The sequence below is a fragment of the Lysobacter sp. KIS68-7 genome (assembly GCF_021284745.1).
Lineage (GTDB): Bacteria > Pseudomonadota > Gammaproteobacteria > Xanthomonadales > Xanthomonadaceae > Noviluteimonas.
On the sequence record NZ_CP089925.1, the window covers coordinates 1,045,552 to 1,071,048 of the forward strand.

At 68.3% G+C, this 25,497-nt stretch carries 17 protein-coding genes; 11 read left to right on the forward strand and 6 right to left on the reverse strand.

Annotated features, from left to right (window positions below; genetic code table 11):
- The first annotated feature begins 6 nt into the window (after nucleotides 1-6).
- The gene (locus tag LVB87_RS04975; protein WP_232899806.1) at nucleotides 7-1,851 is read left to right on the forward strand and encodes a monovalent cation:proton antiporter-2 (CPA2) family protein; all 1,845 of its coding nucleotides are present in this window, start codon (nucleotides 7-9) and stop codon (nucleotides 1,849-1,851) included.
- A gap of 9 nt (nucleotides 1,852-1,860) precedes the next feature.
- Here LVB87_RS04975 and LVB87_RS04980 read toward each other — a convergent pair whose 3' ends face one another.
- From LVB87_RS04980 to LVB87_RS04995, 4 genes are all read right to left on the reverse strand, one after another.
- Nucleotides 1,861-5,157, reverse strand: coding sequence for an ankyrin repeat domain-containing protein (locus tag LVB87_RS04980; protein ID WP_232899807.1), 3,297 nt, complete (start codon nucleotides 5,155-5,157; stop codon nucleotides 1,861-1,863).
- Nucleotides 5,150-5,419: a YcgL domain-containing protein gene (locus LVB87_RS04985; RefSeq protein WP_232900462.1), complete on the reverse strand. Its 270-nt coding sequence runs from the start codon at nucleotides 5,417-5,419 to the stop codon at nucleotides 5,150-5,152. The genes LVB87_RS04980 and LVB87_RS04985 overlap by 8 nt, the downstream gene beginning before the upstream one ends.
- Nucleotides 5,420-5,531: 112 nt before the next feature.
- Nucleotides 5,532-6,539 carry a cytochrome d ubiquinol oxidase subunit II gene (gene cydB, locus LVB87_RS04990; RefSeq protein ID WP_232899808.1) on the reverse strand — a complete coding sequence of 336 codons (1,008 nt, stop codon included), beginning with the start codon at nucleotides 6,537-6,539 and terminating at the stop codon, nucleotides 5,532-5,534.
- Entirely contained in the window at nucleotides 6,539-7,951 is a 1,413-nt protein-coding gene (locus LVB87_RS04995) for a cytochrome ubiquinol oxidase subunit I (RefSeq protein WP_232899809.1), read from the reverse strand. The genes cydB and LVB87_RS04995 overlap by 1 nt, the downstream gene beginning before the upstream one ends.
- A 115-nt stretch (nucleotides 7,952-8,066) precedes the next feature.
- On the opposite strand from LVB87_RS04995, the gene LVB87_RS05000 reads away from it, so the two are divergent.
- The 4 genes from LVB87_RS05000 to LVB87_RS05015 all read left to right on the forward strand — a co-directional run bounded on the left by LVB87_RS05000 (nucleotide 8,067) and on the right by LVB87_RS05015 (nucleotide 13,168).
- The gene (locus tag LVB87_RS05000) at nucleotides 8,067-9,662 is read left to right on the forward strand and encodes an FAD-dependent oxidoreductase (RefSeq protein ID WP_232899810.1); all 1,596 of its coding nucleotides are present in this window, start codon (nucleotides 8,067-8,069) and stop codon (nucleotides 9,660-9,662) included.
- Nucleotides 9,663-9,765: 103 nt separating this feature from the next.
- The gene (locus LVB87_RS05005) at nucleotides 9,766-12,177 is read left to right on the forward strand and encodes a S9 family peptidase (RefSeq protein WP_232899811.1); all 2,412 of its coding nucleotides are present in this window, start codon (nucleotides 9,766-9,768) and stop codon (nucleotides 12,175-12,177) included.
- A gap of 74 nt (nucleotides 12,178-12,251) precedes the next feature.
- Nucleotides 12,252-12,425 (forward strand): hypothetical protein, encoded by a 174-nt coding sequence (locus LVB87_RS05010; protein ID WP_232899812.1) that lies wholly within the window; start codon nucleotides 12,252-12,254, stop codon nucleotides 12,423-12,425.
- Between the two features lie 11 nt (nucleotides 12,426-12,436).
- Nucleotides 12,437-13,168, forward strand: coding sequence for a hypothetical protein (locus tag LVB87_RS05015; RefSeq protein ID WP_232899813.1), 732 nt, complete (start codon nucleotides 12,437-12,439; stop codon nucleotides 13,166-13,168).
- Between the two features lie 9 nt (nucleotides 13,169-13,177).
- On the opposite strand, the gene LVB87_RS05020 is transcribed toward LVB87_RS05015, so the two are convergent.
- The gene (locus LVB87_RS05020) at nucleotides 13,178-13,573 is read right to left on the reverse strand and encodes an I78 family peptidase inhibitor (RefSeq protein ID WP_232899814.1); all 396 of its coding nucleotides are present in this window, start codon (nucleotides 13,571-13,573) and stop codon (nucleotides 13,178-13,180) included.
- A gap of 158 nt (nucleotides 13,574-13,731) precedes the next feature.
- Here LVB87_RS05020 and LVB87_RS05025 point away from each other — a divergent pair, with 158 nt between their 5' ends.
- Nucleotides 13,732-15,657 carry a M61 family peptidase gene (locus LVB87_RS05025; protein WP_232899815.1) on the forward strand — a complete coding sequence of 642 codons (1,926 nt, stop codon included), beginning with the start codon at nucleotides 13,732-13,734 and terminating at the stop codon, nucleotides 15,655-15,657.
- Nucleotides 15,658-15,723: 66 nt separating this feature from the next.
- On the opposite strand, the gene LVB87_RS05030 is transcribed toward LVB87_RS05025, so the two are convergent.
- The gene (locus LVB87_RS05030) at nucleotides 15,724-19,407 is read right to left on the reverse strand and encodes an indolepyruvate ferredoxin oxidoreductase family protein (protein WP_232899816.1); all 3,684 of its coding nucleotides are present in this window, start codon (nucleotides 19,405-19,407) and stop codon (nucleotides 15,724-15,726) included.
- A 156-nt stretch (nucleotides 19,408-19,563) separates the two neighbouring features.
- Between LVB87_RS05030 and LVB87_RS05035 the strand changes: the two genes are divergently transcribed.
- The 5 genes from LVB87_RS05035 to LVB87_RS05055 all read left to right on the forward strand — a co-directional run bounded on the left by LVB87_RS05035 (nucleotide 19,564) and on the right by LVB87_RS05055 (nucleotide 25,497).
- Nucleotides 19,564-20,754, forward strand: a complete 1,191-nt coding sequence (locus LVB87_RS05035; protein WP_232899817.1) for an EAL domain-containing response regulator — start codon at nucleotides 19,564-19,566, stop codon at nucleotides 20,752-20,754.
- 7 nt (nucleotides 20,755-20,761) lie between these two features.
- On the forward strand, nucleotides 20,762-23,680 hold the full coding sequence (locus tag LVB87_RS05040) for an ATP-binding protein (RefSeq protein WP_232899818.1): 2,919 nt from the start codon (nucleotides 20,762-20,764) through the stop codon (nucleotides 23,678-23,680).
- Nucleotides 23,681-23,747: 67 nt separating this feature from the next.
- Nucleotides 23,748-24,377 carry a ParA family protein gene (locus LVB87_RS05045; protein ID WP_232899819.1) on the forward strand — a complete coding sequence of 210 codons (630 nt, stop codon included), beginning with the start codon at nucleotides 23,748-23,750 and terminating at the stop codon, nucleotides 24,375-24,377.
- A gap of 50 nt (nucleotides 24,378-24,427) precedes the next feature.
- Nucleotides 24,428-24,904 carry a histidine phosphatase family protein gene (locus LVB87_RS05050; protein WP_232899820.1) on the forward strand — a complete coding sequence of 159 codons (477 nt, stop codon included), beginning with the start codon at nucleotides 24,428-24,430 and terminating at the stop codon, nucleotides 24,902-24,904.
- Nucleotides 24,905-24,915: 11 nt separating this feature from the next.
- A complete protein-coding gene (locus LVB87_RS05055) occupies nucleotides 24,916-25,497 on the forward strand; it encodes a YceI family protein (RefSeq protein ID WP_232899821.1) in 582 nt (193 codons plus the stop codon).

A 25,497-nucleotide genomic window follows, 5' to 3' on the forward strand; every position in this document is an offset into this window, starting at 1 on the left:
GTTCACATGCACGGTGGCGGGTTGGAGCTTGCGCTGGTCTTCCTGCTGGCCGCGGTCATCGCGGTGCCGGTGTTCCGTCGCTTCGGCCTCGGCGCGGTGCTCGGTTACCTCGCCGCGGGCGTGGTGCTCGGGCCGTTCGGCCTGCGCGTGATCCGCGATGTCGCGCCGGTGTTCGCCGCGAGCGAGATCGGCGTGGTGATGCTGCTGTTCGTCATCGGCCTGGAGCTCTCGCCTTCGCGCCTGCAGGTGATGCGCAAGCCGGTGTTCGGCGCGGGCGGCCTGCAGATGTTGACCTGCGGCATCGTCCTCTCGCTACTGGCATTCACCCGTGGGCTGCACTGGGGTGCCGCGGTGGTCATCGGCCTGAGCATGGCGTTCTCGTCCACGGCCGTGGGCCTGCAACTGCTCGCCGAACGCAAGGCGCTGAACACGGGTTACGGTCGCGTGGGGTTCGCGATCCTGCTGTTCCAGGACCTCGCCGCCATTCCCTTGCTCGCTGCGATCCCGCTGATCGGCGGCATGCACGGCAACGGCGTGTCGTGGATCGCCATCGCGAAAGCCGTGGGTGCGATCGGTGGCGTGATCATCGGCGGCCGACTGTTGCTGCGGCAGATGTTCCGCATCGTCGCGCGCACCGACATGCCCGAGGTGTTTACCGCATGCGCGTTGCTGGTGGTGCTCGGCGCGGCCTGGATCATGCAGCTCGCGGGCCTGACGATGGGCCTGGGCGCCTTCCTCGCGGGCGTGCTGCTCGCCGATTCGGAATTCCGCCACGAGCTCGAAGCGCAGATCAAACCCTTCGAAGGCTTGCTGCTCGGCCTGTTCTTCATCGCGATCGGCATGACGATCGACATCCAGGCGGTGCTCGCCGATCCGTGGTTCGTGGCCATCGGCGTGTTGCTGCTGATGGTGGCGAAGTTCGCATTGATCACCCTGGTCGGCCGCACCGCCGGCGGGTTGCCGACGCGCGACTCCCTGCTGCTCGCGAGCGTGCTGGCCCTGGGCGGCGAGTTCGCCTTCGTGGTGTTCGGCGATGCCTACCGCTTCGGCTTGATCGATGCCACCTTCCGCGGGCATCTCATCGCCATCGTCGGCGTGTCGATGGCGCTCACGCCGCCGCTGTACATCGCGCTGTCGCGCTGGATCGCCGCGAAGCCGCGCGAGGAACGCGCCTTCGACATCATCGAAGACCAGTCGCCGGAAGTGCTGATCGCCGGCTTCGGGCGCTTCGGGCAGGTCGTCGCGCGCTTGCTCGCCGCGCAGCGCATTCCCTTCATCGCCATCGAGCACAGCCAGGACCAGGTGGAGTTCATGCGCCGGTTCGGCAGCAAGGTCTACTACGGCGATCCGGCCAACGGCGAATTGCTGCGCTCGGCGGGTGCGACCAACGTGCGCGTGTTCGTCATCGCCATCGACGATGTCGAGACCAACATGCGCACGGTGCGCACCATTCGCCGCATCTATCCGGAAGCCAAGGTGTTCGCGCGTGCGCGCAATCGCCGCCATGCCTGGGAACTGATGGACCTGGGCGCGAGCGTCGTGCGCGAGACCTTCCATTCGAGCCTGGTGATGGGCGAGCAGGTGCTCGTCGCCATGGGCCTGCCGCCGGCAGTCGCCGCCGAGCGTGCGCAGCGCTTCCGCGACCACGACGAAGCGCTGCTGCGCACGCAGTACCTGGTCTACGACGACGACGAGGCGATCCTGCAGACCGCGCAGCAGGCACGGCGCGAACTCGAACAGCTGTTCGGCGCGGACCGCGGCGAAGGCGAACTCGGTGGCTTGGGTGCGCCGGAGAAGGAAGCGAGGCCGAAGCCGGCGAGCGAAGCCGCGTTCCCCAGCGGCGAGCCCTGAGCCAGGACCTCAGCGCGGTTCGCGCAGGAACCGCGCCATCGACACGCCACCCTGCGTGGCAGGCACGAACTCCGCCGCGACATCCACGAAGCCGCGCATCACCGCGATCTCGCGCGCGCTGCGGTTGAGGCCATCGCGCAGTTCCGGGTTGGCGCCCGCGCGCAGCAGGCGTTGCACCACCTGCAACAACCCGTGTAGGGCTGCGAGGTGCAGCGGACCGAAGCCGCGCGGATCGCGCGCATCGAGCACGACGGTTTCATCGAGCAGGCGTTCCAGGCCGGCGAGCACGACGTCTTCATCGCAGGCCGTGCCGGGCTCCGCGCGCGCGCCGAGCAACAACAGCAACGGCGTCACGCCACCCGCCGCCGGTTGATCCGCTTCGGCACCGGCGAGCAGCAAGGTGTCGAGCAGCGCAACGAGGCGGGGACGCTCGCGCGCGGTGAAGCCGTACAGCGCCGCGCAATGCAAGGGCGCCAGGCCCTGCGCATCGCTTGCGTGCACGTCGGCGCCGGCGGTGAGCAGGCGCGCGACGAGGTCGGGCAGGCCCAACGCAGCGGCGAGCATCAGCACCGTCACTTCGCCCGGCAGGCGTTGTTCGAGCGGCGCGCCGGCGGCCAGCAAGCGTTCGACGATGTCGACCTGGCGCATGCTCACCGCGGCCGACAAGGGCGTCGCACCCGAACGCGCCGCGATGCGCGGATCCGCACCGCGTGCGAGCAGCAGGTCGACGACACCGCGATGCCCACCGCCCGAAGCGCGCAGCAACGCCGTGCAGCCTTGCGTATCGGTCGCATCGACGGGGAGCCCGAGGTCGAGCAGGCGTCGCACCGCATCCACTTCACCGACGATGGCGGCGGACGGCAGGTCGGACGCTTGCAACGGACGACCCGGCAGCGGCCAACCGCGCCAGTCGAGCCAGTCGGCGAGATCGCGGCGGCCCGACGACAAGGCAACACCGAGCGGCGTCTGTCCATCGGCCGCGCGCATTTCCGGGTCGGCGCCTTGTGCGATCAACGTCTTCAATGCGGCTTCGCGACCGAGCGCGGCGGCGAGATGCAGGGCCGTCATGCCGTGCGAATCGCGCGCGTCGAGATCGACGCCATGCGCCACGAGGCGCTCCATCACCCGCAGCCATCCCAAGCGCACCGAGAGGGCGAGCGGCGGATCGCCCGCGGGCGAGGAGGCGAACGGATCGGCGCCGCGTTCGAGAAGATCGAGCGCCAACGATTCCAGGCCGCGACCGGCGTGGTCGCTCGCCACGCAGGCGGCAAGGAAGCGCGCGAGTCCGCCGCGGCCTGCGGGAGATACCGCGCGCCGCAGCAAGGTCTGCACCGCGCTCGCGGCCACCGGACCCTGCGACAGGAACGCGAACATCGCGTTGTCGCCCAAGCCTTCGCGCACATCGGGATCGGCGCCCTGCGCAAGCAACCACTCGATGCGCGTGCCCATGTTCGCCGCGGCGCCATTGGCGGCTTCCGGCAAGGCGCGCAACTCCGCGCCCAACTCGGCCGGCGACAACAGCCCGACCACCGAGCGCACGTCGTCGAAGCGGCCTTCGCGCATGGCGTCGCGCAACAGGGCGATCGGCGCGCGATCCATGACCGGCGAACCCGTGATGCCCGCATCGGCGACCGCGGCGGGCAGCGGATATTCGGGATCGAGCACGGCGAGGACAGTCCAGCGTCCTGCCGCGGCGGCGTGTTCTGCGGCGCGACGACCTTCGTGGTCGCGGCGCGAAGAATCCAGGCCAAGTTCCAGCAGGCGACGCACCAGCGCCGGATCCGCGCGCTCGGCGGTGCTCGCGAGCATCAGCGCGTCGCGGCCGTCATGGTCGACGAGCGCCACTTCGGGGCGATGCGGCAGCAAGCGTTCGAGGACTTCGAGATGCCCACCGCGCGCGGCGTCGAGCCACGGCGTACGGCCATCCACGTCGCGCGCCTGCACGTCGGCACCCGCGGCGAGCAGCGCGCCGACGATCTCGACATGACCGCTGCGCGCGGCTTCATGCAAGGCGCGGCGATGGCGGGCGTCGTGCGCATCCACCTTCGCCTTGTGCTTGAGCAGCAACTGCACGCCGGCGAGATCGTCTTCTTCCGTGCCCGCGGCCGCGAGCAGGGCAGGCGAGGCGTTCGGCAGTTCCGATTTCGCACCGCGTTCGAGCAGGAAGCGCGCGAGGCGCCAGTTGCCCGCGGCGCATGCGATGCCGAGTGGCGTGACGCCGTCGCGGTTGATCGCATCGATGTCGGCCGCTGCATCGCGCAACAGTGCCGCGACGCCCGGATCGGAACTGCGTGCGGCGTGGTGCAGCGGCGTGTTGCCGTCGCTGTCGGCCACGCGCGGATCGGCGCCGTTGGCGAGCAGCGTCATCACGGCTTCGGGGCGGCCATGCCAGCTGTCGCGCGTGGCGGCGAGCAGCGGCGCCATGCCACCGTGCGCAGCGTTCAGGTCGGCGCCATGCTGGATCAGCATGCGCAGCAGGCGCAGGTCCGGGAGGATCGCCGCAAGCATCGGCAACGTGCGTTGGTCGCGCTCGTCCGGCGGCGGGAAGGCGTGGGCATTCGCACCACCCTCGAGCAGCGCAAGGGCGCGGTCGACGCGGCCGCTGCGCGCGGCGGAATACAACGCAACGTCGAGGTCGTCGTCCAGGCGCTCGGGTTCGATCGCATCGTCGTGGTCTTCGAACGCGGCGAGCTGCGCTTCGATCGGCAACGGCGAGGCCGCGGCCACGCGCTGCAACAACAGGTGCAGCAGCGGAGCGGCGATGACGAGCGCGGCGACCACGGGCCAACGCAGCGCTGCGGGGACCAGGCCCGGCCACGCGAGCGCCAGCATTGCGGCCAGCACCGTAGCGACGATGGCCGCGACCGCGAGCCCGCGCCACGCACCGATTTCCACTTCGCCCAGCGAACGCCACAGCGTGGCCATCGGCCCGCCTTCGCGTTCGAGCGCGTGCCACACCGGCCACGTCCGCCACAGCAACAACAGCGCGACGCCGGCGACGATGCTCAGCCCGATCGCGGCCGACAGGCTGCCGGTTTCGCGCAATGCGGCGAGCGGCCAGGCCACGAGCACGGCGACGATCGCAAGCCCGGCGACCCACGCACCGGCGAGCGCCATCGCATCGCGCTGCCAGCGCGGCGAGGTGCGCGTGCCGCGCCACCACGACACCGCCAGCGCGAAGCCCGGCTGCGCGAGCGCGCCGGCGAGCGCGACCGGCCAGGCATCGAGGCCGAGCACGAGCGTGAGCACGACGCCGACCAGCGTCGCCGCACCGATCCGCAGCCAGGGACGCGTCGACTCAGGCATCGGTGCCCCAGTCTTCGGTCATCGGATCGAGCATGGTGGGCGGGAACTGGATGTGGAAACCTCGCTCGGCGAGGTTGCGGCGCACGACATCGGCATCGGCCCGCGCGAGCTTGCGCTCGCTGGTCAGCGCCACTTCGAGCACGAAACGCATCTCGCCCATCTGGGTCAGCAACGCAGGCGGCAGGCGCGCGAAATCGTCGCGCGCCGCCAGGAAGACGTAGGTATCGGCCTGCCGCAGGCTTTTGTAGACGTAGGCGTGCATCGCGGGCTCGGCAGAAGACGCCACGATTGTGTAGGAAACGACGTTGTGACGGAACCCGCAATTCGCGCGGGACGTGAAGATGCTTCAGCGTTCGCGCATCAGCGGCTCTGGATCAGTGGTAGCCGGCGTCGGCGGCCACCTTCCCCCGGAACACCGAATACGACCACCACGTGTAGCCCAGGATCGCGGGAAGCAGCACCACCAGCCCGACCAGCACGAACAGCTGCGAGGACGGCGCCGCGGCCGCCTGCCACAACGTGAGGGAGGGCGGCACGAGATAAGGCCACAGCCCCAGCACCAGGCCCGCGAACCCCAGGGCGAAGAAGCTGAGCGCGAGGATGAATGGCGCCAGGTCGCGGCCTTCCCGCATCGCCGCGCGCCACAACAGCCACGCGTTGACCAGCGCGGCGACCGGCACCGGCGAGAGCCACCAGAAATTCCCGGCCTCGAACCAGCGCGCCATGATCCGCGAGTCGAGGAAGGGCAGCCAGGCGCTCACCAGCCCCATGAAGGCCACGACCACCAGCACCAGCGGACGCGTGAGGGTGCGCGCCACCAGCTGCATGCGGCCCTCGGTCTTCAGGATCAGCCAGGTCGACCCGAGCAGCGCATAGCCGAACACCACCGCCACGCCCGTGAGCATCGAGAAGGGACTGAACCACCCGAACGCGCCGCCGACATATTTGCCCGCCTGCAGCGGCATGCCTTCCACCAGCGATCCGAGGATCACGCCCTGCGCGAAGGCCGCGAACACCGACCCCAGCGAGAACGCCGCGCCCCACCACGGCTTGCCGCGATGCGCCTTGAATCGGAATTCGAACGCGACCCCGCGGAACACCAGCGCGATCAGCATCAGCAGCACGGGCAGGTAGAGCGCCGAAAGGATGGTCGCGTACGCCTTCGGGAACGCCGCCAGCAGACCTGCGCCGCCGAGCACCAGCCAGGTTTCGTTGCCGTCCCAGATAGGCGCGGCGGTATTCATCATGTGGTCCAGCTGGTGCTCGTCTTCGGCGAAGGGCGCGAGGATGCCGAGCCCGAGCACGAAGCCATCGAGCAGCACGTACATCAGCACGCCGAAGCCGATCACGCCGAACCACGCCACGGGCAGCCAGTACGCCATCAGCGCGACTCCTTGCCTTCGAGCGAAACGTTGCCGACGGACAACGGACGCGCCGGCGTCTTCACGCCGTCCTGCGTGTCCGGCGCGGGCTCATGCGGCATCGGGCCCTTGCGCACCAATTGCAGCAGGTACCAGATGCCTGAGCCGAACACGATTCCGTAGACCACCGCGAACGTGAGCAGCGAGGCCCACACGCTGCCGACGGCGAGCGTGGGCGTCACCGCATCGGCGGTGCGCAGCAGGCCGTAGACGACGTAGGGCTGGCGCCCGATCTCCACGACGTACCAGCCGGCGAGGATGCACACGAAGCCCGAAGGCAGCATCACGTTCCATCCGCGCAGCAACCACGGCGTGTCGAACAAGCGCCCGCGCCGCCATTGCCACAGCGAGGCCAGCACGAGCAGCAGCATCAGCGTGCCGAGCCCCACCATCACGCGGAATGCGTAGAACACCGGCTTCACCGGCGGACGCTCGCTCGCGGGCACGCTCGTCAACGGCTGGATGCGACCTTCCAGCGAATGCGTGAGGATCACGCTGCCCAGCACCGGCACGGCGACTTCGTAATCGTTGCGTTCGGCCTGTTCGTTCGGCACCGCGAACAGCACCAGCGGCACGCTGCGTTCGCCCGGTTGCTCGCGCCAATGCCCTTCGATCGCCGCGAGCTTGATCGGTTGGTGCTCGAGGACGTTCAGACCATGCTGGTCGCCGGCGAACATCTGCGCCGGCACGGCGATCGCAGCGAAGACGACTGCGAGCTTCAGCATCTTCTTAGCCGCTTCGACATGCACGCCGCGCCGCAGGTACCACGCCGCGATGCCGCCGACGACGAAACACGTCGTGATGAACGCCGCCAGCACCATGTGCGCCAGGCGGTAGGGGAACGAAGGATTGAAGACGATCGCCCACCAGTCCGCGGGCTGGAACACGCCGTTGGCGTCGATCATGTAGCCCTGCGGCGTCTGCATCCAGCTGTTCGCCGAGATGATCCAGAACGTCGAGAACAAGGTGCCCAGCGCGACCAGGCACGTCGCCATGAAATGCATCTTCGGCGGCACGCGCTTCCATCCGAACAGCATCACGCCGAGGAAGGTCGCTTCCAGGAAGAACGCGGTGAGCACTTCGTAGGAGAGCAGCGGGCCGAGGATGTTGCCCGCGCGTTCGCTGAGCACCGCCCAGTTCGTGCCGAACTGGAAGCTCATGACGATGCCGCTGACCACGCCCATGCCGAAGGAGACGGCGAAGATCTTCAACCACCACAGGTACAGCTCGCGCCACACGGTGTTTTGCGTGCGCAGCCATCGCCATTCGAGGAAGGCGAGCCAACTGGCGAGGCCGATGGTGAATGCAGGGAAGAGGATATGGAACGAAATCACGAAGCCGAACTGGATTCGCGAGAGCAGCAGAGCATCCACGCAATGCCTCCGCGGCAACTGGGGGGAGGCGCCGCGCCGCATAGTGTGCGCCTCTTGCACGCAGGATTCACCGGGTGGCGCGCAGGCTCGGGCTCGCGCGAACCCAGGTGGATCGATGGAACGCAACCCGACCATGGAACGCACCGGTGCCAGTCGCTCGTTGTGGATGGCGACGGCAGACCCACCGGTCTTCGCGCCTCTCATCGCCGATGCCCACGCACGCGTTTGCGTCGTGGGCGCCGGCATCGCGGGCCTGAGCACGGCGTATCGCCTCGCGAAGTCGGGCGTGGACGTGGTAGTGCTGGAGGAATCGGACCTGCACGGCGGACAGACCGCGCGCACCACGGGACACCTGTGCGATGCGCTCGACGATCGCTGGTTCGAGCTCGAACAATTGCATGGTGCCGAAGGCGCGCGCATGGCGGCGCACAGCCATGCGGTGGCGATCGACACGATCGAGCGCATCTGTCGCGATGAAGAGATCGACTGCGGCTTCGCGCGTTGCGACGGGTACCTCGTGCGCGGCGAAGGCGATGGACGCATCGGCCTGCTCGACCACGAGTACGAAGCCGCGGTGCGCGCGGGGTTGGATGTCGAACGCGTTCCCGCGCCGCCGGGCGCGATGGCGGCATTCGGCAACGCGATCCTGTTCAAGCACCAGGCGCGCTTTCATTCGCTGGATTACCTCGGTGGACTGGCGCGCGCGATCGTGCGCCACGGCGGGCGCATCCATACCGGCACGCGCGTGGATGCGATCGAGGGCGGCGCGAACGCGGGTGCGACCGCCGCCAACGGCGCGCGCGTGCAGGCCGAGCACGTGGTCGTGGCGACCAACGTGCCCTTTAACGATCGCCTCGCGATCCATACCAAGCAGGCGGCCTATCGCACTTACGTCGTCGCCCTGCGCATGGACCCGGGCGCGGTGCCCGATGCCTTGCTGTGGGACACGCTGGACCCCTACCACTACGTGCGCATCGCCCACGCGCGCAACGGCACCTGGCTCATCGTCGGCGGCGAAGACCGCAAGACCGGGCAGGACGAAGCGCCGCTGGTGCGCTACGAAGTCCTCGAATCCTGGGCGCGCGAACACTTCCCGATGGCGCTGGATGTCGGCTATCGCTGGTCGGGGCAGGTGATCGAACCGATCGATTCGCTGGCTTTCATCGGCCACAACCCGGGCTTCGCGGACAACGTGTACGTGGCCACGGGCGATTCGGGCAACGGGATCACGCACGGCACGATCGCGGGCCTGCTGATCGGCGACCTCATCGTGGAAGGCGATTCCCCGTGGCGCGCGCTGTATGCGCCGAACCGCCGCAACCTGCGCGCGGCCGACGCCTACCTGCGCGAAAACCTGAACTTCGTGCCGTACTACGCGGACTGGGTGAGCGGTGGCGAGATCGAAGGCCTCGAAGGACTCGCCCCGGGCGAAGGCGCCGTGCTGCGCCGCGGCCTGCACAAGGTGGCCGCCATGCGCGACCAGGCCGGCGGCCTCCACCTGCATTCGGCCGTGTGTCCGCACCTGGGTTGCGTGGTGCACTGGAACGACGCGGAACGCAGCTGGGATTGCCCCTGCCACGGTTCGCGCTTCGACGCCGTCGACGGCCATCGCCTGAATGGCCCGGCGACCCGTGGATTGGCGCCACTGGCGAGCCCGCACTCGGCCCCCGACATCGCCGGTGCGGAAGGGCCCCCACTGCTGCGCTTATAAGAGCCGCGCTAGTCAGGACGAAGCTTCCTCATGACCTTCGGCCCCCGGGCCCGCTTGCCCGGGCTGCTACGCTTGCGCGCATTTCGTTTTGCCGATGCCCACGATGCGCAAGCCTGCCTCACTCGCCTTCTGCCTCACCCTGTGCCTGGCGCCCGCCGCCTTCGCGCAGGACACGCCTGCCAATGACGCGTCCGACGCCAATGCGCCGCTCACGCTCGCGCGCGTGATGTCCGATCCCGACTGGATCGGCCCGCCGATCGAACAGGCGTGGTGGTCGTGGGATGGCAAGCAGGCCTACACGCAGCGCAAGCGCCAGGGCGCGACGATCCGCGACGTCTTCGTGCAACCGATCGCCGGCGGCGCGGCAACGGTGCTCGACGGCAGCGCACGCGCGACGGAAGACGGCGCGCAACCGGTGTACGACGCGCAACGCACGCGCATGGCCTTCGTGCGCAGCGGCGACGTGTTCGTGCGCGACCTGCGCAGCGGCGCGCTGCAGCAACTCACGCGCACCAACGACGAAGAAGCGCAGCCGCAGTGGGCGGGCGATGGCGGCCTGGCCTGGCGCGTCGGCAACACCTGGTATCGCTGGACCGCCGGCGGCGGCGTGCGACAGGCCGCGCTGGTGCTCGCGGAAAAGGCGCCGGGCACCAAGCCGGAAGCCGACGACCTGCGCGATCGCCAGATGCGCCTGTTCGACACGCTGCGCAAGGAACGCGAACAACGCGACGCCGCGCGCGAACAGAACGCGCTGTGGCAGAAGACCGATCCCTCGCGCGCGCCCGCACCGGCCTACCTGGGCGCGGACGTCGACATCGCCGATTCCTCGATGTCGCCGGATGGCCGCTGGTTGCTGGTCGTGACGACCGAAAAGGGCGGCGACATCGGCACGCCCGGCAAGATGCCGAAGTACATCACCGAGTCCGGTTACGAAGAATTCGAGGAGGCGCGCACGCGCGTCGGCCGCAACAACCCGTTGCCGCAGCGCCTGTGGCTGGTGGACATCGGCAACGCCAGCGTGCGCGAGCTCAAGTTCGACACGCTGCCCGGCATCAAGACCGATCCTCTCGCCGCACTGCGCAAGGCCGCGGGCAAGCCGGCGCTGGAAGGCGAGCGCCCCGTGCAGGTGCTCACCTCCGGCGACAACAGCGGTGGCCCGTCGATCCGCTGGTCGCCCGACGGCCACCAGGCCGCCGTGATGATCCGCGCCATCGACAACAAGGATCGCTGGATCGCCGGCGTGGACTTCGCTGGCGCCAAGCTGCAGACGCGCCATCGCCTCACCGATCCGGCCTGGATCAACTGGAGCTTCAACGACTTCGGCTTCGCGCCCGACGGCGCGCTGTGGTTCCTGTCCGAAGAAAGCGGTTGGTCGCACCTGTACGTGAGCGACGGCAACGGTGCGCCGCGCACGATCACCTCGGGCAAGTGGGAAGCCTCGCAGCCGCAGCTGTCCGCGGACGGCAAGCGCTTCCTGTTCCTGTGCAACCGCGCCTGGCCGGGCGACTACGAAGTGTGCGAAGTCGATCGCAACGGCGGCGTGGTGCGCGAGGTGACGGCGATGGATGGCGTGGAGGACTTCGCCGTCTCGCCCGACGAAACCAAGCTGCTCGTGCGCCACTCCGACAGCTACGTCCCGCCGCAGGTCGCGGTGGTGAACCGCGGTGGCGACGGCGTCGTCGAACTCACCGACACGCGCACCCCGGCCTTCAAGGCGCGCACGTGGATCAAGCCCGAGTACGTGCAGGTGCCGTCGAAGCACGGTGCGGGCACGATCTGGGGCAAGTACTACGGGCCGAAGACGCTGGAGCCCGGCAAGCACTATCCGATCGTCATGTTCGTGCATGGCGCGGGCTACCTGCAGAACGTGAGCGCGCGTTACCCGAATTACTTCCGCGAGCAGATGTTCCATGACCTGCTCGTGGAGCGCGGCTACATCGTGATGGAACTCGACTACCGCGCCTCCGAAGGCTACGGCCGCAAGTGGCGCACCGACATCTATCGCCGCATGGGCACGCCGGAACTCGAGGATTACCTCGATGGCCTGGACTGGCTCGTCGACCACAAGCAGGGCGATCGCGCGCGCGCGGGCATCTACGGCGGCAGCTACGGCGGCTTCATGACCTTCATGGCGCTGTTCAAGAAGCCCGGCGTGTTCAAGGCCGGCGCTGCGCTGCGCCCGGTGAGCGACTGGTCGCAGTACAACCACGAGTACACCTCGAACATCCTCAACACCCCGGAGATCGACCCCGAGGCCTACAAGATCTCCTCGCCGATCGAATTCGCCGACGGGCTGCAGGACAACCTGCTCATCGCGCACGGGATGATCGACGACAACGTGTTCTTCCGCGATTCGGTGATGCTCACGCAGAAGCTGATCGAACTGCGCAAGGACAAGTGGGAGCTCGCGCCTTATCCGATGGAGCGCCACGGCTTCGTGCACCCCGACAGCTGGTACGACGAGTACCGCCGGATCCTGGAACTGTTCGACCGGACGCTCCAGCCGGGGCGTTGACCTCGCGGCGACGGGGGGTCGGGTTCACTTGCAGCGAAGGGTGACCTGACCCAGCCCTGGCCGGAGGTCCCGCCATGCAGAAGCAACCCCACCGCGCGGTCGAAAAGACCGCCGACAACCGGTATTGGCAGAACCAGTTCCGCGTGGACGACGCCGAACTGGAACCGCCCGCCGAGTTCGAGGACTACGCGCCGCCCACGCTGGCGCCCGACGAAGCCGCGACGCCGGCGCCCCAAGCAAAGGGCTAAGCTCCGCCGCCATGAAGCCCCTGCGCCTGCTTCTGCTGGATTGCCGGTCCGCCTTGCGGCGCATCGACCCGGATTTCGAGTCGAGCACGCTGCACGAGCGGCTCGACGACGCGATCCTCGAAATCGCGCAGGGCGAGGAAAAACGTTCCCCGAAGCCCGAAGTGCCCGTGCCCGAAACGCACGTGGCCCAGCAGGTCGCCTACGCCTGGCAGGTGGCTGCGCGCGACCTGCGCTTCGCGCACCCGGAGTTGCACGCGCAGTTGTTCGCGAAGGTGCGCAAGCTGCTCGACGACGGCGACCTGGTGGATCCGGGCGTCGAAATCCAGCGCCTGCAGGCCTCGCAGGCGATGGCGTTTTCGTCGGCCGAAACCGCGCGGCGCGAACTCGACGACCTCCGTCGTTCGCTTTCCGACGCCGTGCCCGGCGTCGACGCCCGGATCCCCGCCGCCGAAGCCACGCGCCTGCGCATGCGCATGCTGATCGACGCCGGATCGCGCGGCAGCGGCCTGCCGCCGCCCGCGCACCGCCGCCTGGATCCCGCCGACATCGCGCCCACGCGCGACGAACTGCGCGAGGTCGCCGAAGGCCGGCGTTCGCTCACGCGCGAAGAGCGCGAATGGTGCGTGACCGAAGCGATGGTGCTGTGCGATTTCACGCGCACGCCCGTGCAACTGCTCGCCGACGGCGAACAGGCCCTGGCGCGGATCATCCTGGACGGCGCGCCCACGCCCGCGCCGGGTTGAGCGCGTCGCTCAGCCGCAGCTGGTGCCGACGATCTTGTCCTTCGCGTCCGTCTGTACGTTCAGGCGATCGCCGCGGTAATCCATCGTGACCGGTTGGTTGGGGCGGACGACGCGCGTGGTCGCAGCGCCGGCGGCAACGCGCGCCTTCTCCACCACCTCGTCCGTGGCCTTTTTGCCCACCGCGTCGTGCGCGGCATCGGCGTTGCAGGTCGCGGCAGGCTCCGGCATTGCGTAGGTCGCCGGATGCGCCGGCGCGTTCTCGATCGGCATGTCGAGCTTGGAGCTGTCGCCCGCCACGGGCGCGGCGTCTTGTGCCGCGGTCGCGGTGTCCTGTTTCGTGGCGCAGGCGCCCAGGCCGAGCACGGCGACGAGGACGAGGGACAACGGGGCGGGGTGCAGGCGCATGGGGGACTCCTGACGGGGGCAGGCGTGAACGCTAACCCCCGGGCGCGTGGACGCCAAATCAAAACGCGGACCCTGCACGCCCGACCATGCCGAATGGCAGAGGCGCCGGGCCCGTGAAACCGGAGGATGCAGCGTTTGCACCTCATCGGAACAACTGCATGCTGCCTCGCAAGACCCTTCTCGCCGCCGCCCTTGCGCTCGCAGTGCCCGCGCTCGGCGCCTTCACCGCCGTCCAGGCGCAGACCTCGCCGCAGGCACCGGTCTATGCCACGAGCACGACCCCGTACCCCGGCACCATCACGCTCGACGTCGACGCGACCAACCTGTCGCAGCGCGTGTTCCAGGTGAAGGAGCGCATTCCGGTGCAGGCCGGCCCGCTCACGTTGCTCTATCCGAAGTGGCTGCCGGGCAACCACGCCGACTACGGCCGCGTCGACAAGGTCGCCGGCCTGGTCATCACCGCCAACGGCAAGCGCCTGGAATGGGTGCGCGACCCGCTCGACGTGTTCGCGTTCAAGGTCGACGTGCCGGAAGGCGTGTCGAACATCGACGTGGAATTCCAGTTCCTCACGCCCACCGGCGGCGACCAGGGCCGCGTGGTCATGACGCCGGCGATGCTCAACCTGCAGTGGAACATGGTCGCGCTGTATCCGGCCGGCTATGACGCGAGCGCGATCACCTTTGCGCCGAGCGTGAAGCTGCCGACCGGCTGGAAGTTCGCCACCGCGCTGGAAGAACAGTCGCGCGCCGGCGATGCCGTGAGCTACAAGCCGGTGAACTTCGAAGTGCTCGTCGACTCGCCGATGTTCGCGGGCCGCTACTCGAAGGTGTTCGACCTCGACCCGGGCGCCAAGGTGCCGGTGCACCTGAACGTCTTCGCCGATGACGCGAAGTACCTGGACGCCAAGCCCGACCACATCGAAGCGCACCGCAACCTCGTGCAGCAGATGTACAAGCTGTACGGCGCGCGCCACTACAACCACTACGACTTCCTGTTCGCGCTCAGCGGCCAGATGTCGGGCATCGGCCTGGAACACCAGCGCTCGAGCGAAAACGGCGTGGGCGTGAAGTACTTCACCTCGTGGGATCCGAAGAAGGGCAGCAGCGACCTGCTCGCGCACGAGTTCAACCACTCGTGGGACGGCAAGTACCGCCGCGGCGCCGACCTCGCAACGCCGAGCTTCAACACGCCGATGCAGGGCAGCCTGCTGTGGGTGTACGAAGGCCAGACGCAGTACTGGGGCAACGTGATCACGGCGCGCTCGGGCCTGCGCAATTTCGACACCGCGAAGGACGCGCTCGCACTCGTCGCCGCGACCTACGCCGAAGGCCGCCCGGGCCTGGACTGGCGCGCGCTGCAGGACACCACCAACGATCCGATCATCGCCAAGCGCACCTCGAAGTCCTACCGCAGCTGGCAGTTGAGCGAGGACTACTACTCCGGCGGCCAGATGATCTGGCTGGAAGTGGACTCGCTGCTGCGCGAGCGCAGCAACAACAAGCTGTCGCTGGATGATTTCGCGCGCAAGTTCTTCGGCGTGAACGACGGCGACTGGAAGGTGAATCCGTACACCTTCGACGACGTGGTGAAGACGCTCAACGATGTCATGCCCTACGACTGGCACACCTTCCTGCGCGATCGCCTGGACGGCAAGAAGCCGCTCACCGGCGGCATCGAAGCCAGCGGCTGGCGCCTGGTGTTCAAGGACACGCCGAATGCCTACGCGAAGGCCGCGATGGCCGAATACGGCGGCGGCGCGGACTTCAACTACTCGCTGGGCATCAGCGTCGGCAAGGACAGCACCATCAGCGACGTGCGCTGGGACAGCCCCGCGTTCAAGGCCGGCATGGGCCCGGGCATGACGCTGATGGCGGTCAACGATCGCGCCTACAGCAGCGACGTGCTGGAAGACGCGGTGAAGCAGGCCAAGGCCGACAAGAAGCCGATCGCGCTGCTGGTGAAGGAGTTCGACACCTTCCGCACCATCCAGCTGCCGTACTACGACGGCCTGCGCTACCCGCACCTGGAGCGCATCGAAGGCAAGCCGGACCGCCTGTCGGCGATCTACGCGCCGAAGAAGTAATTCGGCGGACAAGAAAAAAGCCCCGCGATTGCGGGGCTTTTTTTGTGCCTGCGATTGCGGCCGGGCTTACGCCGCCGCAGCCACCGGCGCCTTCGGCGACTTCCACTGCGCGAGCAGTTCCGCTTCGCGCTGCTTCGCCGTATGCAGGTGCGCTTCCTTGACGTGGCCGAAGCCGCGGATGTGCTCCGGCACCGAGGCGATGTCCGCCGCGAGCTTCGCATTGCCCGCGTCCAGGCCATCGAGCAGCGACTGCACGGTGGTGAAGTACTCGGCGATCAACTGGCGCTCACCCTTGCGCTCGGCGGTGTAACCGAACACGTCCAGCGCCGTGCCGCGCAGGAAACGCAGCTTGGCCATCACGCGGAACGCCGTGAACACCCACGCGCCGTACTCGGCCTTCTGCAGGCGGCCTTCGGCATCCTTCTTGGCGAACAGCGGCGGCGCCAGGTGGAAGTGCAGCTTGAAGTCGCCTTCGAACTGCTGCTTCAGGCGGCGCTCGAAATCGCCGCTCGTGTACAGGCGCGCGACTTCGTACTCGTCCTTGTAGGCCATCAGCTTGAACGCGTAACGCGCGACGGCTTCGCCGAGGTCGCTGCTGCCCGGGGCGCGCTGCTGTTCGGCGGCACGCACCTTCGCGACGAGGTCGGAGTAACGCTTGGCGTAGGCGGCGTTCTGGTACTCGGTGAGGAAGGCGACGCGGCGCGCGACGACTTCATCCAGCGAACGCGACAAGCGCGCATCGTCGAGCGGGAGGAACGCGACGTCGGCACCGCCGTGCGCGGGCACGTGGCGCAGTTCGTCTTCGATCGCATGCGGCTTCGGCGCGACGTTCGCGCCCCACTCGTGGCCTTCCCATTCGCCCGGCGAGAGGATCGGCAATTCGTGCGGCGTGTCCTGCGACGGAATGCTGCGCGCCAGGCCCGCGGCATCGAGCACCGCCGGCAGGTCGATCGCGGCCAGGCGGCCCCACGCGAACGCGGTCTTGTTCATCTCGATCGCCGCGCCGTTGAGCTCGACTGCGCGCATCAGCGCTTCGAACGTCACCGGCACCAGCGCGCGCTGCCAGGCATAGCCGAGGATGAACAGGTTGGTCGCGATCGCATCGCCCATCAGCGCGGTGGCGAGCTGCGTGGCATCGACCACGTGCGGATCATTCCCGCCGAGCGCCAGCTTGATCGCGCCGACGATGTCCTGCGCGGGGAACTGCATGTCCGGGCGCGTGGTGAACGTGCCGGGCATCGCTTCGTAGCTGTTGAGCACGACCTGCGTGCGGCCGCTGCGGATCTTCGACAGCGGCCAGTAGTCGTTGACCACCACCATGTCGCAGCCGAGCACGAGGTCGGCTTCGCCCGCGGCGATGCGCACGGCGTGGATGTCGGCCGGCGACTTCGCGATGCGGATGTGCGTGGTGACTGCGCCACCCTTCTGCGCCAGGCCCGTCTGGTCGAGCACCGACGCGCCCTTGCCTTCGAGGTGGCCGGCCATGCCGAGCAGCGCGCCGATGGTCACCACGCCCGTGCCGCCGACGCCGGTGATCAGGATGTTCCAGGGCTGGTCGAGGTTGGGCAGCGTGGGTGCCGGCAGGTTCTGCAGGCGATCTGCGGCGCCCGTGCCTTTCTTTTTCTTCAGCTGGCCGCCGTGCACCGTCACGAAGCTCGGGCAGAAGCCGTTGACGCAGCTGTAATCCTTGTTGCAGTTGCTCTGGTCGATCTCGCGCTTGCGGCCGAACTCGGTTTCCTTCGGCAGCACGGAGACGCAGAACGACTTCTTGCCGCAGTCGCCGCAGCCTTCGCAGACCAGCGAGTTGATCATCACGCGCTTCTGCGGATCGACCATCTTGCCGCGCTTGCGGCGGCGGCGCTTTTCGGTCGCACAGGTCTGGTCGTAGATCAGCACGGTGGTGCCGGGCGTTTCGCGCAACTGCTTCTGCACCGCATCGAGTTCGCTGCGGTCCTGGAACTCCACGTCGTGCGGGAAGATCGACGGATCGCTCCACTTGGCGATGTCGTCGGAGAGCACGACGATCTTCTGCACGCCTTCGCTGCGCACCTGGTGCGCGATCTGCGGCACGCTCAGCGTGCCGTCGACCGGCTGGCCGCCCGTCATCGCGACGGCGTCGTTGTAGAGGATCTTGTAGGTGATGTTCACGCCCGCGGCGATCGACTGGCGGATCGCCAGCGAGCCGGAGTGGAAGTAGGTGCCGTCGCCGAGGTTCTGGAACACGTGCGGCGTCTCGGTGAACGAGGCCTGGCCCGCCCACGTCACGCCTTCGCCGCCCATGTGCGTGAAGGTGTCGGTGCGGCGGTCCATCCACGTGACCATGTAATGGCAACCGATGCCGCCGAGCGCGCGCGAGCCTTCCGGCACCACCGTGGAGGTGTTGTGCGGGCAGCCCGAGCAGTAATGCGGCACGCGCGGGAACGCGGCGCGGGGCAGGGCGAGTTCGGATTCCTTGCCTTCCATCCAGCGCATGACGTCGCGGATGTGTTCGCTGTCATGGAACTTCTGGATGCGGCGCGCGATGACGCGCGCGATGCGCGCCGGCGTGAGCTCGCCGGTGGAGGGCAGGATCCATTCGCCCGCCTCGTCGTACTTGCCGACGATGGACGGACGCTCGCCCGTCCAGTTGTACATCGACTCCTTCATCTGGCTTTCGATGAAGGCGTGCTTTTCCTCGACCACCAGGATGTCCTGCAGGCCGCGCGCGAAGTTGCGCAGGCCCACCGGCTCCAGCGGCCAGGTCATTGCGACCTTGTACACGCGGATGCCGAGGTCGGCGCAGGCGCGCGCGTCGAGGCCGAGGTATTCCAGCGCCTGCAGCACGTCGAGGTAGGACTTGCCGGTGGTGATGATGCCCAGGCGTGCGTTCGGCGAGTCGATGACCACGCGGTCGATCTTGTTCGCACGCGCGAAGGCCTGCGCGGCCTTCACCGCGTACTGGTGCAGGCGCATTTCCTGGTCCATCGGCGGGTCGGGCCAACGGATGTTGAGGCCGCCGCGCGGCATCTCGAAATCTTCCGGCAGCACGATCTGCAGCGCGAGCGGATCCACGTCGACCGACGAGGAGGACTCGACCGTTTCCGCGATCGTCTTGAAGCCCACCCAGCGGCCCGTGTAGCGCGACATCGCCCAGCCGATGAGGCCGAGGTCGAGGATGTCCTGCACGCCGGCGGGATTGAGCACCGGCATCATCGCGCTGACGAATTCGTGTTCCGAACCGTGCGGCAGCGTCGAACTGCGGCAGGCATGGTCGTCGGCCGCGAGCGCGAGCACGCCGCCCTTCGGCGCGGTGCCTGCGGCGTTCGCATGCTTGAACACGTCGCCGGTGCGATCGACGCCCGGGCCCTTGCCGTACCACATGCCGAACACGCCTTCGACCTTCGCACCCGGGAACAGGTTGGTCTGCTGCGTGCCCCACACCATCGTGGCGCCGAGGTCTTCGTTGAGGCCCGGCGTGAACTTCACGCCCGCCTTTTCAAGATGCTTGCGCGCGCGCCACAGCTCGAGGTCGAAACCGCCGAGCGGCGAACCGCGATAACCGCTGACGAAGCCGGCGGTGTTCAAACCCGCGGCCGCGTCGCGCAACTTCTGCATCAGCGGCAAGCGCACGAGCGCCTGCACGCCGGAGAGATAGATGCGGCCCGACTCGCGCGTGTACTTGTGGTCGAGCGTGTAATCGCCGTCGACGAAGGAGCGGGTCAGCGACGTGTTGGCGGAGGCGGGTGAAGAAAGTTCGGCGGTGCTGGTCATGAGTGCGGACGTCGCGCGGCCAAAGCCGGGAAAAAAGACCCGGAATTATAGCAGTGGCGAATTGCCCGACCCGGCCACCCCTCCCTTTCGCCCCATGTTTGCGCTCCGTGCGCTGGAGTACGCTCCTTTGAATCCCGCGGTCGGGGGAGGGCACGGATGAGCTTGGCCGCACTTCGCGTGATGGTGGTGGAGGACCACGGCTTCCAGCGCAGGATGGCGCTGCGCCTGCTCGCCGACCTGGGCATCGGCCAGGTCCAGGAGGCCGCCGAAGGCGCGGCTGCGCTGCATGTCCTGGAGACGGCGAGCAGCCCGCCCGACGTCATCCTGGTCGACCTCGACATGCCCGGCATGGACGGCATCGAGTTCATCGGCCATGTCGCACAGCGCCGCCTCGCGCGCGCGGTCGCCCTGGTCAGCGCGCTGGACCCGGCCCTGCTCAACACCGTGCAGATGATGGCGCGTGCCTACGGGCTCTACGTGCTCGGGTCGATCGAGAAGCCGCTGAGTATCGAGAAACTCGAAGACCTGCTCACGCGCTACGAAGAACACCTGCTCGAAGTGGAGAAGGACGACCACGTCGATGTCGATCTGGTCGACCTGCGCCGCGCCTTGCGCGAAGGCGAGATCGTCCCGTGGTTCCAGCCGCAGGCGGAGTTCTCGAACGGCAAGGTGGTCGGCGTGGAAGCGCTCGCGCGCTGGGAACGCGATGGGCTGGTGATTCGTCCGCAGCATTTCGTGCATCTGTTGGAAGCCGACGGACTCGCCACCGAGCTCACCGACGTCATCCTCGAAGGCGCGCTGCGCTGGAAGCGTCGCTGGCAGGACGACGGCATGCGCCTGAACCTGTCGGTGAACGTCTCGCCCGCCACGCTGCACGATCCGGGCGCCGCCGATCGCTACCAGCAGATGGTCGAATCGCACGGCCTGTCGCCGTCGGAAGTCGTGCTGGAAGTCACCGAAAGCCAATTGATGGCCGATGCCGCCCTGGGCCTGGGCGTGCTCGCGCGCCTGCGCTTGAAGGGCTTCGGTTTGTCGATCGACGACTTCGGCACAGGCTATTCCTCGCTCGCGCAGCTCTCGCAAGTGCCCTTCACCGAACTGAAGATCGACCAGGGCTTCGTGTTCGGCGCCCATGCGCAATCGCGCAAGCGCGCAGTGGTGGAAGCGAGCCTGGACCTGGCGCGGAAGCTGCAGTTGGAAACCGTCGCGGAAGGCGTCGAAGCGGTGGAGGATTGGCAGATGCTGGCCGAGCTCGGCTGCGGCATCGCACAGGGTTATCTCGTCGGCATGCCGGTGGCGGCGGAAGATCTCGCCGAATCCGTGCGCCGCTGGCGCGCACCGCACTGAGCACGCCATGGCATTGCGCCTGCGCATGCCCAACCTCGGAATCCGACAGCAGCTGCTGGGGCTGTTCGGCCTGTTCCTGCTGGCCGGCGGAACGGTGCAGGCGATCGCCGAATGGTCGCAGTACGAAGCGCGCGAATCGCTGCAGCAGATGAAGGACTACTCGCTGCGGCGGATGCGCTACATCAAGGCCGTGTCCGACGTGTATGGCCTGGACGTGGTGGACACCACCTTCCGCGTGCGCAACAACCTGATCTCCTGGGAACAGGGCATCGCGGTGATCGACCGCGCGCAAGCGAAGGTCGGACGGAACTGGCGCGCGCTGGAGCCGATGCCACGCGGGCCGGAAGAACAGGCCTTGTTCCTGCAGGTGAAGCAGGCCCGCGTGCGCGCGGATGCCGCGATGGCGACCTTGCGCAGCATCCTGATGCAACGCGACCTTCCCGCGCTGGGGCGCTTCGCCGACACCGAGTTGTATCCGTCCGTCGACCCGGTCACCACGCGCATGGTGAAGTGGGCCGATCTTGCGCTCGTGGACGCCGAGGAGATCGTGCACGAGCAGGTGGAACAGACGCGGCGCACGAGCGTGGTGCGGATCGGCCTGTCGCTGCTCGCATTCACCCTCGCCGTGCTGATGGCGCGCCGCTTGTTGCGCAACGTCTACAAGGGCGTCGAATCGCTGACGACCGTCGCCGCCGACCTGCGTCGCCACGATTTCACCGAAGTCGAGCCGCCCTATCGGCCGCGCGGCGAACTCGGCGAAGTGATGGATGCGTTCATGGACATGCGCCGCGACATCATGGGCTTCGAGTCCGACCTCACAGGCCAGCTCGCGGTGAACGAGGCCGTGCGCAACGAACTGGAGCGGCGCGAGGAATTCCAGCGCTCGCTGCTCAACGCCGCGCAGGTCGCCATCCTTGCGATGGACGGGCAGGGGCGTTGGATCATGTACAACCCCTTCGCCGAGCACATGCTTGGCTGGAAGCCGAATGAAGTGCTCGGCAAGGTGCCGCGCCACGGCAGCGCGCCGCTGCCGGACGACTCGCCGATGCTGGTGCCCGGCAGCGAAGTGGAACGCGTGGCTGCGGCGCTGGAAGAGAAGACCGGCCAACCGGTGCCGCGCGACTGGCGCACGATGTATGCGCTCGCCGCTTTGAACCAGCCCCCGCACGAATCCAACCTGGTGCATCGCGACGGCCACCTCGTCCCGGTCGTCCTGGCGATGGCCGCGTTCCAGGATGCGCAAGGCCAACCGGGCGGCCTCATCGTCGTGGCCACCGACCTGTCCGAACGCAAGGCGCTCGAACAGGCGTTGCGCAGCAGCGAAATGCGTGCGAACGAAGCCAACATCGCCAAGAGCGCCTTCCTTGCGGCGATGAGCCACGAGATCCGCACGCCGATGATCGGCGTGACCGGCATGGTGGAGATCCTCGCGCACACCGACCTGGATACCGAGCAGCGCCGCGCGCTCAACATCATCCAGTCGTCCGCCGAATCGCTGCTGCAGATCATCGGCGACATCCTCGACTTCTCGAAGATCGAAGCGGGGCGCCTGGAGATCGCGCCTTCACCGATCGACCTCGCGCGCGTGATGCGCATGACGGTGGCGAACTTCGGCGGATCGGCGTCGAGCAAGGGACTGTTGCTCACCTGCGACATCGACGCGCGCGTGGCGCCGGCCTACATCGCAGACGGGCTGCGCCTGCGGCAGATCCTGTCGAACTTCCTGTCGAATGCGATCAAGTTCACCGAGACCGGCGCCGTGGAGGCCGCGCTGGAATGGCAGTCCGCCGATCGCGCGGCGGGTCCGCTCGGCGGCGATCGTTTGCGCTTCCGCGTCACCGATACGGGCATCGGTGTCAGCGAGGCGCAACAGGCGCGCTTGTTCGAACCGTTCTCGCAGGCCGACACCGACACCACGCGCCGCTTCGGCGGCACGGGCCTGGGCCTGGCGATCTGCCGGCGCCTCGCCGATCTCATGGGCGGCGCGGTCACCATGGACAGCGCACCCGGTGTCGGCACGACGATGCGCCTGGACCTCGTGCTGCCGCGCGCCGATCCGGCGGACATCCCGGCCGAACCCGAGCGCATCGCGGCCGGCACGCTCGCGCCGCGCCGCCTGCCGAGCGTGGAGGAAGCCGAACGCGAGCGCAGCCTCGTGCTGCTCGTCGACGATCACCCGACCAATCGCGCCGTCATTGCACGCCAACTCGCCCTCGCCGGTTATGCGAGCGAACCGGCGGAAGATGGCGAGCAGGGACTCGCGCGCTGGCGCACGGGCCGTTACGCCCTGGTGTTGAGCGACGTGCACATGCCGCGCATGGATGGCTACCAACTCGCGCGCGCGATCCGGGAGGACGAGTCGCGCGAGAACCTGAAGCGCACGCCGATCGTCGCGCTCACTGCGGCCGCGCTGAAGGGCGAAGCGGATCGTTGCCTCGCCGCCGGCATGGACGACTACCTCGCCAAGCCCGTCGGCATTCCCGCGCTCGCCGCGACGCTCGGACGCTGGCTGCCGCACACGCGACCGGACCCGTTGCCGGCCACCCCCGAAGCCGCGCCGCCAACCCCGTTGCCGCAGACCGAGCGCCCCTCGCCCATCGACCTGCACGTGCTCGAGGAACTGACCCACGGCGATCCGCGGGAAACGCGGGCGCTGCTCGACGACTTCCTCGCCAGCACGGCGACCGACCTGGCGAGCCTGGAAGCGGCCCGCGCCTCGGGCGAATTCGTCGCGATCACCCGCGAGGCGCACAAGATCAAAGGTGCTGCGCGGATCGTGGGGGCCGTGGAGCTGGCCGAGGCCGCAGGGCAGCTCGAGGCCGCCGCGCGCGGCCAGGACTGGTCCGTGGTGCCCCCGCTGGTGGCCGACGTGGCCACCGCGGTGCATCGCCTGACCTTGTGGGCGGAAGGGCGCTGGCCCCGATGAGCCCCGCCCCGGATGAGCATGGTCGCGAACGTGTAGGCTGCCCGTTCCTGACGTCGCCGGGGGTCTGATGAAGACGGTACTCGTGGCCAGTTCGAAAGGGGGCGTGGGCAAGACCACGCTGTCGACCAACCTCGCCGCGCGCTTTGCGCTGGACGGCAAGCGCACCGTGCTGGTCGATGCCGACCGACAGGGATCCTCGCGCCACTGGGCCACCAAGCGCGCGCACCTGGAACACGCGGTGCTGCCGGTCGACGGCACGCGCCGCGACTGGGACCGCAAGGTGCCGGACGACGCGCAGCGCGTGATCGTGGATGCCGCAGCCGGGTCGCACGCCGACGAGCTCGAACATTTCCTCAACGCGGCCGATGCGGTCGTCGTCCCGATCATGCCGTCGACGATCGACATGGAAGCCACGGTGCCTTTCCTCGACAGCCTCGCGAAACATCCGCGCATCCGGAAGGGCAAGCTGCCGGTGGGGCTGGTCGGCAACCGACTCCGTCCGTGGACGACCGCCTCGCAGCAGAGCATGGACACGCTGCGGCAATGGCCGTATCCGCTGGTTGCAGAGCTGCGCGATACGCAGGCCTACGTGCTGATGGCCGGGCTCGGCCGCAGCCTGTTCGACTACCAGTCGCAGCAGGTGCGCGAACACCAGGCCGACTGGGCACCCCTGCTGAAATGGCTCAAGCGCGCATGAGCAAGACTTCACCCCGCGCGCCCCGCACTCTCGGCTAAGCTCGACGCCATATGCGCGAACTCATCCTGCTGCGTCACGCCCACGCCGAACCCGCCAGCACGGGCCAGGCCGACATCGATCGCCCGCTTTCGCCCGAAGGCCTCGCCGAGGCCGAAGCCGCGGGACGCTGGTTGCGCGAACGCGGCCTCGTGCCCGATCGCGTGCTGTGCTCGCCTTCGCGGCGCACGCGCGAAACCCTCGAAGCGGTCCTCGCCGCGGTGGGTTACGTCGACCAGCGCCTGGAGCCGTCCATCTTCGACGCCACGCCCGGCACGCTGATGGAACTCGCCGATGGCCACCGCGACGTCGAACGCTTGCTGCTCGTCGGCCACAACCCGGGCTTCGAACAACTCGCCGCGTTGTTGCACAGCGGGCAGTCGGGCGATTACCGCGGCATGCCGCCGGCGGGGATCGCGGTGCTGGGCATTCCCGCCGACGCCGCGATCGAGCCGGGCGTCGCCACGCTGTCCGCATTCTGGTGGCCGTGACGGATTGATCGATGCACGCATGGATCGCCACGCTATTGCTGGCAGGGGTCGGCGCCGGCGTGGCGGCGGCCCAATCGCATGCACGCATCGCCACGCTGGAACCCGCTTCGCGCTTCGAATTCTCCATGCGCACGCGCTGGGGGCAGGTGCTGGTCGGACGTTTCCACGACAGTTCCGGTGAAGTCGTCGCCTTGCCCGAAGGACTTCGCCAGGTCCGCCTGACGCTGGCGACGTCCACCGTCGAAATCGTCGATCATTCGCGCTACACGCGCTTCGCGCGCGGCCCCCGCTTCTTCGATTCCGATCGCTTCCCCCAAGTGCAATTCGTCTCCGATCCCTATTCCGCAGACTTGCTGAAGACCGGCGGCGACCTGCACGGCAAGTTGCGCATGCACGGCATCGAACGGCGCGAGCACTTCATCGTCGCGCCCGCGCAATGCGCGCGGCCCGGGCGCGATTGCGCGATCTTCGCGCAGGGCGTGGTGCTGCGCGGGAACTACGACCTCGATACCTGGCGCATGGCGATGCGCGACGAAGTGCGTTTCTCGCTCGAAGTGCGGCTCCGCGACGTCGGGCCCGCGGAGGCGCGATGA